The sequence below is a fragment of the Oscillatoria sp. HE19RPO genome (assembly GCF_024220515.1).
Classification (GTDB): Bacteria; Cyanobacteriota; Cyanobacteriia; order Cyanobacteriales; family Laspinemataceae; genus Laspinema.
This window is the reverse complement of sequence record NZ_JAMXOT010000221.1, coordinates 1-10,540: the sequence shown is the minus strand read 5'-3', so window position 1 is coordinate 10,540 and position 10,540 is coordinate 1. Positions and strand designations below refer to the sequence as shown.

7 protein-coding genes and 1 pseudogene are annotated in these 10,540 nt (G+C 45.8%); 2 read left to right on the top strand and 6 right to left on the bottom strand.

The window, feature by feature from the left end:
- Positions 1–1,070 (top strand): annotated as a pseudogene (locus tag NG833_RS19895) (hypothetical protein); the annotation flags it as partial.
- A 249-nt stretch (positions 1,071–1,319) separates the two neighbouring features.
- Here the strand turns inward: NG833_RS19895 and NG833_RS19890 are convergent.
- From NG833_RS19890 to NG833_RS30550, 3 genes are all read right to left on the bottom strand, one after another.
- Positions 1,320–2,483: a glycosyltransferase gene (locus tag NG833_RS19890; RefSeq protein WP_254567013.1), complete on the bottom strand. Its 1,164-nt coding sequence runs from the start codon at positions 2,481–2,483 to the stop codon at positions 1,320–1,322.
- A 572-nt stretch (positions 2,484–3,055) separates the two neighbouring features.
- Entirely contained in the window at positions 3,056–3,358 is a 303-nt protein-coding gene (locus NG833_RS19885; protein ID WP_254567012.1) for a hypothetical protein, read from the bottom strand.
- A 625-nt stretch (positions 3,359–3,983) separates the two neighbouring features.
- Positions 3,984–4,115 carry a hypothetical protein gene (locus NG833_RS30550; RefSeq protein ID WP_256556078.1) on the bottom strand — a complete coding sequence of 44 codons (132 nt, stop codon included), beginning with the start codon at positions 4,113–4,115 and terminating at the stop codon, positions 3,984–3,986.
- A 316-nt stretch (positions 4,116–4,431) separates the two neighbouring features.
- On the opposite strand from NG833_RS30550, the gene NG833_RS19880 reads away from it, so the two are divergent.
- The gene (locus NG833_RS19880) at positions 4,432–6,444 is read left to right on the top strand and encodes an ABC transporter ATP-binding protein (RefSeq protein ID WP_254567011.1); all 2,013 of its coding nucleotides are present in this window, start codon (positions 4,432–4,434) and stop codon (positions 6,442–6,444) included.
- A gap of 110 nt (positions 6,445–6,554) precedes the next feature.
- On the opposite strand, the gene mutY is transcribed toward NG833_RS19880, so the two are convergent.
- The 3 genes from mutY to NG833_RS19865 form a co-directional block, all read right to left on the bottom strand.
- A complete protein-coding gene (gene mutY, locus NG833_RS19875) occupies positions 6,555–7,739 on the bottom strand; it encodes an A/G-specific adenine glycosylase (protein ID WP_309143871.1) in 1,185 nt (394 codons plus the stop codon).
- Between the two features lie 20 nt (positions 7,740–7,759).
- Positions 7,760–8,101: a DUF760 domain-containing protein gene (locus NG833_RS19870; protein WP_254567010.1), complete on the bottom strand. Its 342-nt coding sequence runs from the start codon at positions 8,099–8,101 to the stop codon at positions 7,760–7,762.
- Between the two features lie 313 nt (positions 8,102–8,414).
- Positions 8,415–10,325 (bottom strand): serine/threonine-protein kinase, encoded by a 1,911-nt coding sequence (locus NG833_RS19865; RefSeq protein WP_254567009.1) that lies wholly within the window; start codon positions 10,323–10,325, stop codon positions 8,415–8,417.
- Positions 10,326–10,540: the final 215 nt, after the last annotated feature.

The window sequence follows — 10,540 nt, the reverse complement described above, 5'->3', positions numbered from 1 at the left end:
TATTGTCCAGTGCTTTACTCTTGCGAAGTTTGCGGTTACAAACCAAGCCCTTGTGGGGACTGTATGGGGTGAGCGTTGCCTTGGGTCTCTATACTCATTTATTTTTTGGATTTGTGGCCATTTCTCATGGCCTCTATGTCTTCATCATGGAAGGGTTTAAATTGAGTAAGAATATAGTTTCTTACGTCATAGCCTCTTTCTTAGGACTGGTCATATTTAGCCCTTGGATCTGGGTCATGATTACGAGTCTAGATACCCTAAACAATAAAACAAAATGGGTAAAAAATCATCAAACTGAACTCAAGAACTTATTTAGAATTTGGGTTGATAACTTGAGCAGACTTTTTATAGATTTTCCCTATGAAGCCAGCCTAAAAAACCCAATTCCTTATCTAATTTTAATTTTAGTAGCATATGGGCTTTATTTTCTAGTTCGTCGCACTCCCCTGCAAGTTTGGCTGTTTATTTTTACTTTGATTGGAGTGACAGCTCTCTCTCAAGTTTTGCCCGATTTAATTTGGGGAGGAAAAAGATCTTTACTTCCTCGATATCTTCTTCCCTCTTATTTGGGTATTCAACTGAGTATCGCCTATCTAATCGCCAGTCAAATGACGGCTATTTCTGGTATCATCCGACGCTGGAAACTAGGGAACCTGATGTTTGCCAGCTTAGTTATTGCTGGAGTTTTATCCTGTACCTTAATTTCTCAATCTAAAGCTTGGGATCTGACAGGGAGTGCTATCAACCTAGAAGTTGCTCCAATCATTAATCAAGCCAGCGAACCGCTTGTCCTCAGTGATGCCGATCATACTTTTATAATTCCTCTAACCTATCTTCTCAATTCTCAAGTAAAGATGCAGTTATTTGGGAAATCTGTAGAGCCACAGGTAAACCCCCACTTAAACTCTCCAATCTTTAATAACCCAGAAATATTTTTATACTTTCCTTCCCAAGCAATGCTCGATGAAATGAAAAAACAAAACTTACAAATAGAAGTTTTGGTTGGGGCATTTGAAGCCTATGGGAAAAATAAAAACTGGCTCTATAAAGTGGTCACTCCCAATACTTAAAAATTGCCTTGAGAACATAGAGCTAATGTATTATGTAAAGCCTCCTGCATAGCTTTGTTTGGAGGCTTCTCTAGCTTAATTGAGTCACATTTTGCTCGCTGATTAGGTTGTCACTGATTTCGGGTTACTTTATAGCGTTTCTCATCTCCCTAAGGTACAGCGATGGCGGCCCCAAACCGTCGGCTTTGAAACGTACCTCATGAGGCCACCGAACCGCTATAGGTTTAGAGATGAATCTTTATTCAATACTTATTTCTGGAAGTATTCAGCAACCACTGCCTGAATTTCGGCAATAAACTTTTCCGTAGAGAAGAGAAATTGCTGTTTTTTCAAGGAGTCAAGTAGAGTCATCTGGCGATCGGGTTGCTGGAGAACCCGGACAATTTTTTCTACGGCATTGGCATTACTATTCTCAAATAGCAATTCATCATGGTGAGCGCCAACAATTTCTACCTGACCCCCTTTTTCTCGAACAAAGGGAATCATCCCGGCTTTCACCATTTCGGCAACGGAAATTCCAAAAGGTTCAGGCTTACAGTGGATGCCGTAACGACAGCGTGCAATCACCTGGAGATAATCTTTATACGGCAAGTCTTGATACACTGTAATCCAGTCAGAATTTTTATTTGCAAGCTGCATAATTTTCCGTTCATAGGACCGCTGATAAGTGCCGCCACCTCCTCCGGTGATATGCAATTTTACATCAAAGCCTTGAGCACGTACCGCCTGCAAAATTTCAATCACTCGATGAGTCTGCTTTGGAGCTACAATCCTACCGCTACAGAGAAACGCGCTCTCTTTTTCCTCCCAGGGAACCACCTCCACTTTTCCAATCACTGGAGGATAGATGACCCGAGACTCAATGCCATAGGCTGATTTAACTTGACCCGCAGTGTAGCAGGAATTTGCTAAGGACTGATTTTGTTTGAGCTGGGCCATCGAAAATCCTGAAAACTTCATCATTAAACGAGTCCAACCTTTATTTTTATGGGGTTGGGGATCGACTACATGAATCCAGTGGAGGTACTGAATTCCCACTCGTCCCATATCCAACCCATTATAGGTTGAAAATACTAAATCATATTCACTATTCATTGATTTGAAAGCGCGGACTGCCCACTGAGTAAGGGCCAATTTCACTGGCGGGCTGTTAGCCATTAACCACTCAACCTGATGGGGATTTAGAGATGGCGGTAGCATACTCTGAACCGTGAGATTTTTTTGTTGCGCTAAATGTGTATCATAAAGAATATCTAAACGGTGTAAATCCGGTAAGACTAGGGTAAATAGGGTCACGTTATAGTGAGGGACTAAAGCCTCTAAAATCCATAGACTGACCGATTCAGCGCCTCCCCCCAAAAAATAAGGCTGCCAGACTGCGACCTTTTTCAAATTCTGCTTGGACTGATTCATGATGTTGGTGATGGGTTGATAAAATGAAGAAAGCAACTTGATGTTTCAAACAATGCTCACCCTAGAATATTGCTCTGAATGTAGGCTGACAAAATTTCCAACCTGCCGAGGTCATAAAAATCATTTTAATCTTTCTAAAATAGTTTAGCTCAACTGGGGGTGAAATTCTCAATAAAATTTATAATTTGCGACTTGAGGTCAATGGGGTTTAGCTAAAAAGGGGGGAGGTAGGCTTAGAAAACAAAGCAATAGGCGGATTGGCCCCAAAAAGGCTACAGGATTTTTTCTAGTGGTCAACCCTATATAGTGACCCTAAATCCTGCATGGCAATTGACTTTGGCGGCCCCCAACCGACGGCGGCCCAGAACGGGAGAGGTGAGCCAATCGATGTGTCAAACTGATTTAAACTGGCTATAGTTGGCCTTTTTTCTTCCTGTTGTTTAACCGGATTTTGCCTCCGGTGGGCAGATGATTGAGAAATTTGTTTTGATAAAGCCGCCAAATAATCGGGAGGGGGAGCATCTGCTTGAACCGCTTGCAGCCAATTAAATAGACCCGACTGCAATCCAGTTCTACGCCGGTTGTGAATGCAAAAACATATCACTATCAAAATGAAAGAGGTAGTCACTTTTGGGTTTTTCGAGGGAAAAATTTGTGCCTAAAATCGGATAACCTTTATAGTTGTGGGTTGGGCGCAGGGGACTGCCAAAATGCTGACGATCAACCCTGTGGTGAGAGTTTTCAGAGTAGTCTATATCAACGACCCGATCAATGACACCGGCTTGGACTAACCGATCGCAGCAATCCCGCAGTTGTTCCATTGTGCCGACCCTAGGATGATTAACCTGCTCTCCGGATAAAGGGGTCCTATGCACCGCTCATAGGCGATCTCTAAACTTGAAGTTAGACCCTCTGACGATATGAAGAATCATCTGCATCATAAAGGGCAGATCCGTTCGGGCCGCTAGAATCGAAAGGGAACAACTTACAGACATCATCTATTTTATTTCCTCCCTGGATTCCAATTCAGATCAAGGTTCGTTCTATTTTATGCTAGGACTCGGTACAGTAGAGGGAAGAGACCCGGGGTTGTTTACAGAATCTTTACAAAGAATTTCTCAATGAAGTTAGGAAAGCCTGTTGCTTGTCCTATTTTATCTAATAGCTATCCCTGTGGCCTAGTTGCCTAGGGTAGGCAATTGGCGAGTCGAACTGGCTAATGGGTATCCAGTAAGCAGTTAGGGCTTTTATCCAGATCCGGAAGTCAGATGTTATTGATAATTAGCCTCGGGTTAAATCCACTTGATCCGATCACCTCTCAGGGACAGAATCTAGGGGGAGGTAGGCAAAGCATAGAGAACACTCTCCAACCCGATCGCCTCAAAGTCCCTTTGTGGTTATATGCCTCTCGATTGTAGCTGAAAAGTTGCATCACTGAAGTTGCCGCTTCTGAGGTTATAGTACAATCAAAGACAATACATATTCTGGGGCTAAACCGCCTCAGTTGAGTGGGGATCCACGATCGCGATCGTCAATCAGCGGGGAGGGCGATCGCAACCCGAGTCCAAGGTTGTCACTACGGAGGTGTTCGCGAGTTTTCTTGACCAACACCTCCGTAACCTGTACAGCCATCGCATTTTTTGAGGGCAGTAGCGTGTGTCCACTCATTCTACTTAAGATGCACAGTTCGTCCAATTTGTCTGGTTCTAGCTTTCAGCGATGATGCTCGTTAATCATGTCCGTTTAACGGTTAAAGCGGTAAGTGCGATTAATAAAATCTATGATTCGCCTGAATCTTCGTTCTGCCTCCAGCTAAAAGCCGAGGAACTGACAGTGCGATGGCTTCAGAATCCCAATAATTTGGTAATCTAATAGATCATCGTTTCAGTTTAGCTAATCCGTCGATTAAATCTATTTACGCGCCAGCTACCCAGACAGGAAATACTTAATGTCTCCCACTCAATTTCTCTTCAATTACGCTAAGAAACAGCCCTTTTGGATTGCCCTGACAATTTTTCTAGGGTGGTCAGGAGCTTTGTTCAATGGAGTCAGCATGACTCTGATCGTTCCGGTGATATTATCATTTTTAGGGCAGGAAGTCGAGTTTCAAAAAGGACCACCGATCGTCAACAGAACGGTTGCTCTCCTGGATCAAGTGGCTCCACAATATCGGATTGGGGTGATGATGGGAGTCATTTTATTCCTGATTCTGTTAAAAAATGTAGCCTTGGTCTCAAATCACCTCGCATCTGCTCATTTATCGCGATTGCTGGTCAAAGGTATTCGCTTGAATGCCATAGAATTATTGCTAGATATAGATATTGACTATTATTCAAAGACGAAATTGGGAGATATCCTCAATTATGTGAACCAAGAGGTGGGGCGATGTTCCAGCGCGATTAAGATTGGGATTCGGACTCTGACCAATGCGATGACGGTTTTAATCTTTGTGGGAATTCTGATTTTAATCTCTTGGAAACTCACCCTTGTTTCTACTTTTTTGTTAATGCTAGTCCCACTCGTTTCTCAGTTTATCATCCGCCGTTCCAAGGAGTATGGGAGGATTCTGTCAGAAAAATCCCGGGCCTATAGTGGGGCATTAATTGAAGTATTAAATGGAATTCGTCTGGTCAAATCTACGGGGCAAGAAAAACCTGAGTATGAAAAAATAAAAACATTAATTGAGGAACGAGAAAAAGCAGAGATGCAATCTCAGGTGAACTACGCAATTATTGGACCCATGAATGAATTGAGTGGTTTATTGGTGATTTTGGCGATTATTTTAGTGGGGCGAGTGATATTTTCCAATCAGCTAGAGTCCCTATCCACCGTCTTACTCACCTATTTGTTTGTCCTGTCCCGAGTGGTGCCAATGATTGGGCAATTAAATAATAACCGGAGTGAATTTGCGAATGTTATTCCCAGCACCATTATTGTGCACGAATTTTTGCGGAAAGATGATAAACCCTTGATGAAGGATGGGACCGAACCCTATAGAAAATTGGAAAACGGAATTCACTTTGATCGCCTATCTTTTTCCTATGGGGAACATAAAGATATGGTGCTCAAGGATGTGGATCTATGGTTACCGAAAGGGACAACTTTGGCCTTAGTCGGAGGTTCTGGGGCGGGCAAATCGACCTTAGCAGATTTGCTCCCGAGATTTTACGATACCACAGAGGGACGGATTACCATTGATGGGAAAGACTTGCGAGAGTTTGATATCCGATCGCTGCGAAAATCAATGGGAATCGTGAGTCAGGATACCTTTTTATTCAACGCTTCGGTGCGAAATAATATCGCCTATGGTCGTCCCAATGCCACAGAACAAGAGGTTATAGAAGCGGCCAAACTCGCCAATGCCTACGAATTCATTATGAACCTCCCGGAAGGATTTGATACCCCCCTGGGCGATCGCGGGATTCTGCTTTCTGGAGGACAACGACAACGGATTGCGATCGCCCGTGCCTTGCTTCATAATCCCGATATCTTAATCCTAGACGAAGCCACCAGTGCCCTGGATACCGTCTCCGAACATCTCGTCCAACAGGCGATCGAACGCCTCAGTCGCGATCGCACCACCCTAGTAATCGCTCACCGTTTGTCCACGGTCAAAAATGCCGACCAAATTGCCGTACTAGAGAAAGGCCAAGTCGTCGAAACCGGCACCCATGAAGAACTCTTAAGCAAAGGCGGATACTATGCCAAACTCTACTCCATGCAGTTCTCCCTAGACACCCAAGACTTGGTGAAAAAAGCGCGCACCGAAACCCTAATGAACACCTCCTACGAAATTCGGACTCGCCTCAATCCCATGATTGGATTTTTGCGATTAATCGTAGATGATGTCGTAGACTCTCCCCAAGAACTGAGAGAATTAACCCAGGAATCTTATGAATCAGCAATTCGCTTACTCAACACTTTAGAATATATGGAAAAACGGTCTAAACTTGAAGTTTAAAACCTTGTTCCCCCCGCATAGTGAACATTCTAAATCGAACAACCCTACCCCAAAAAGTCCGAGGTAGAGATGCCTCTAGCCGGTGCATCTCTACCCCTGTTACAAGACGTTCAACCCCGATCTGAGGGAAGTTTAGACAACGGCTGAAACGAAGAATTGGGAGATTGACGTAGCGCCTCAATAATCTTGACATTCGCTTTTGGAAACGGAAACTGGTCGATTTCATCCAATCGCACCCAGCGCACCTCATCGGATTCCAACGGTTGCGGTTCTCCAGAAACATGGCGACAATGATGAACCGTTAACGTCACCCGAAAATGGGTATAAGCGTGTTCTAAAGTAATTAATTTTGCACCCACTTCCACCGCGATCGCCAACTCTTCGCGAATTTCCCGGTGGATACAATCCGACACCGTTTCTCCCGGTTCAATTTTCCCCCCTGGAAATTCCCATAACCCCCCGAGGAGTCCTTCCTGACGTCGCCGATCAATCAAAATTTCCCCCCGATCATTCCAAATCACAGCTACACCGATCAGTTTGTGGGGGAGGGGACTAGAGGTTTCACGCATGGGTAAATCAGCCTGCATCTGTAAATGATAAGCTTGACAGTGAGCCATCCAAGGACAGCGACTGCACTCAGGAGCCTTGGGAGTGCATACCGTCGCCCCCAAATCCATCAAAGCCTGATTAAAATCCCGAGGATTTTCCGGATCCAGCAAAACTTCTGAACATTGCCATAACAGCTTCATCGCCTTTGCCGGTGGCACCTGCAACCCTATGAGTCTAGCGAAAATCCGCTTCACATTCCCATCCAGAATCGGCAGGGGTAAATTAAACGCTGCACTGAGGACCCCTCCTGCGGTGGTTCGACCAATTCCCGGTAACGCCAGCGCCGCTTCTAGGGTCATGGGAAAGCTACCCCCATAGTCATGAACGATCGCCTGAGCACCGGCGTGCAAATTGCGCGCACGAGCATAATATCCCAACCCTTGCCACAATTTGAGCACATCCTGCTGACTGGATTCGGCTAAACTGGCGATCGTCCCAAACCGCTCCAACCAGCGCTCATAATAGGGGATAACCGTTTTAACTTGGGTCTGCTGTAACATAACTTCCGAGATCCAAATGGGATAAGGGTCCCGGTGGTGACGCCAAGGTAAATCTCGTCCCTCTTGGGCATACCAACTCAGCAGAGATTCCCGCAGGTCTAAAATAGCAAAATTCGGCAAACTCTGGGATGAGCCTGCCGAGGTTCGAGTAATACTCTGGTTCTGATTTAATTTTTTCAACTCCACCCTACGACTCAATGCTCGATTTACTCATGAATTTTAGGATGAGATTCGGTAAAATGTAAGGAATTTTCAAAGGCCATGCGTTGCTCCGCATTGCGCAGGAAATAGCCACTAATCATCGCTGAGGCGAGAATCCGTCCGAGATGTTCGCGACTGGTGGTAATCGTCACGCCGAAGTGTTCCGGGGGCAGATTTCCTAATAAGCCGATGATGTTGCGTTCCATGACTTGAAACACATCGGAGGAGCTAGGTCGAGAGAGTTGGGAAACGGCTTCGGGACTCAAGGATTGTAAGTAGTCCCATAGTAAATTATTTTCTCCCTCTTCTGAGAGAAATTCTGGCGGGCGATTGGATTCAGGATTCATAATTGTACCTCTTAGGCTGGGATGGGCGTTTAGTTGTCTGTTAAAATTGTCCGCTGAGATTCTGCTGTTCCGATCCAGATAGAATTGATGGGTGGATTGATGATTACAGTTTTCAATGTTTCCCTAGTTTATCGTTTTTAGGGCGAAGGTGACCTCTATCTAAAGGGGTTAATCGGACTCCCTAAAAAGAAATAGCTATAGGATTTACGCAATTAATATCAAAACCTATAATGTAGAGGCGATTCGCTTGCTCGCCTCTACATTATAGGTCTAAAGATTAGGGTTGAAGATTCTGTAAGTCCTCAGAGCAAGTTCAGGAACCGATCGCCAGGTTTGAGAGTTGATGGGCCGATCGCCAAATTTTGATGGTTTGGTCATGACTGGCACTGACGAGAACTTTCCCACTCCGGGCGATCGCCACCCCATTAACCGCACTGCGATGACCCATGAGAGTGCCGCATAATTCCCCGGTTTGTAAGTTCCAAATTTTAACCGTTTTATCCCGAGAACTGCTGACAAAAGTTTCGCCATCGGGGGCGATCGCCACGGACCAAATCGTTCCCGAATGAGCCGAGAGGGTATAGTTCAGATGAAGCGTCTCTAAATCCCAGACACAAAGGGTCTGCTTGACATCCCCACTCACCCCAGTTTTGCCATCAGGACTAATGGCAAGGCAAGTCACCGAGGCGCGATGTCCCGTGAAAGTCGAGAGGCATTCTCCCGTCCTCATGGACCAAATTTTCAGGGTTTTGTCTCCACTGCCACTGACGAGGGTTTTACCATCGGGAGTAAAGGCAATACAAGTGACAGCATAGCAGTGACCCTGGAGGGTATGGATTAATTCTCCACTTTTGAGAGACCAGACTTTAATGGTTTTATCCGAACTGCCAGAGGCGACGAGTTGACCATCCGGGGAAAGGGCCACTGCCGCAACCCAGTTAGAATGACCCGTGAGGGTATGAATTAATTGTCCCTTGCGGAGGTTCCAGATTTTAATCTGCTGATCGGAACTGCCGGATACGAGGGTTTTCCCATCGGCAGCGACTGCCACGGACCACACCGCCTCCTGATGACCCATGAGAGTCCGTAATAATTGACCCGTGGCGACATTCCAGACTTTAATCGTGTTATCCCAACTGCCGGTGACGAGGATATGACCCCGAGGAGAAAGGGCCACAGACCAGACCCCATCTTGATGTCCGACTAAGGTGCGATCGAGGGTAAAATCAGGGCCAGTGGGGTTAATGTAAGAGGGTGCAGGGAAAGCAATTACCCGAGTGGGTGGCACAGGATGAACCCCGGGGTGACTGTTCTGAATTTGCTCTAAACGAGCCAGTTCCGATAAAATTTCTGTGGTATTGCTAGGACGCTGGGAGGGTAAGGGAGCCATCAGGCGATCGAGAAATGCGGCAAACTCTGATGAAACCCCAGGGGCACTGCTGCGCCAGCGAAATTCATCCGTATAGGGTTCATAAAAGGTCAGGGGATGCTGGCGGGTTAACAAATAGACAAAGGTTCGACCCAAGGCAAAAAAGTCCGATTGTTCTACTGTATGGCCTTTTTCCTGTTCCGGTGGCGCATATCCTCGGGAAATGATCACGGTTCCGGCAGGGGTGATATTTTGGGGGGAGAGTTCCAGATGGGTGAGCTCTCGAACCGTTCCAAAGTCAATTAAGGCCAAATTGCCATCGGGTTGGCGCATGATATTACTGGGTTTAATATCCCGATGGAAAAATTGGTGCTGATGGACTTCTTCGAGGAGAAGGACTAATTGTTTGAGCCATTTTAAAGCGAGGGATTGGGTGAGGGGAGTGGGTTGTTGTTTCAGCCATTCTTCGAGGTTAACTCCCTCGATTTTTTCCATGACGAGACAGTGGAGGGGAGTTTTGTAGTTCGGAGGGGCGATCGTAAAATAAGCCGAGGGTTCCATGTAGGGAATCCCTTGGAGATGGAGTTGACTGAGGACCCGCGCTTCTCGTTCAAATAGGGAAACGGCTTTTTTTTGGGCTTGGAGGGTGGTAAATTGGGTAAGGTTGAGGACTTTGAGGACTTTAGGAATGCCCTGGTCATCCACTTGGTAAATGACGCTAAAACCCCCAGAACTGAGGGCTTTCACTGGGCGATAGCGACGGTTCAGCAGCAATTGCATCCCACAACTGAGACAGAAGAGTTGGTGATCCGGATTGTGGGGGGAAGGACAGGCGGGATTGATGCAATAGCTCATAAACGCTTGGGGGCTGGATTGAGCGGGTCAGGTCGATACTTTACTTAAGGCGATCGCAAATTCAGAAAACCACTATCTGTAGTATAGGTGGGATTCCCGGCAGTTGTCTTGCGGTATAAGTCTGCCTGCATCATTGCTGACAATTTAGGGAACTCCAAAAAATAAAATCTCCAAAACGTTCGTTCGTAGTGACGGATCAACGGAGTCAATGTAGG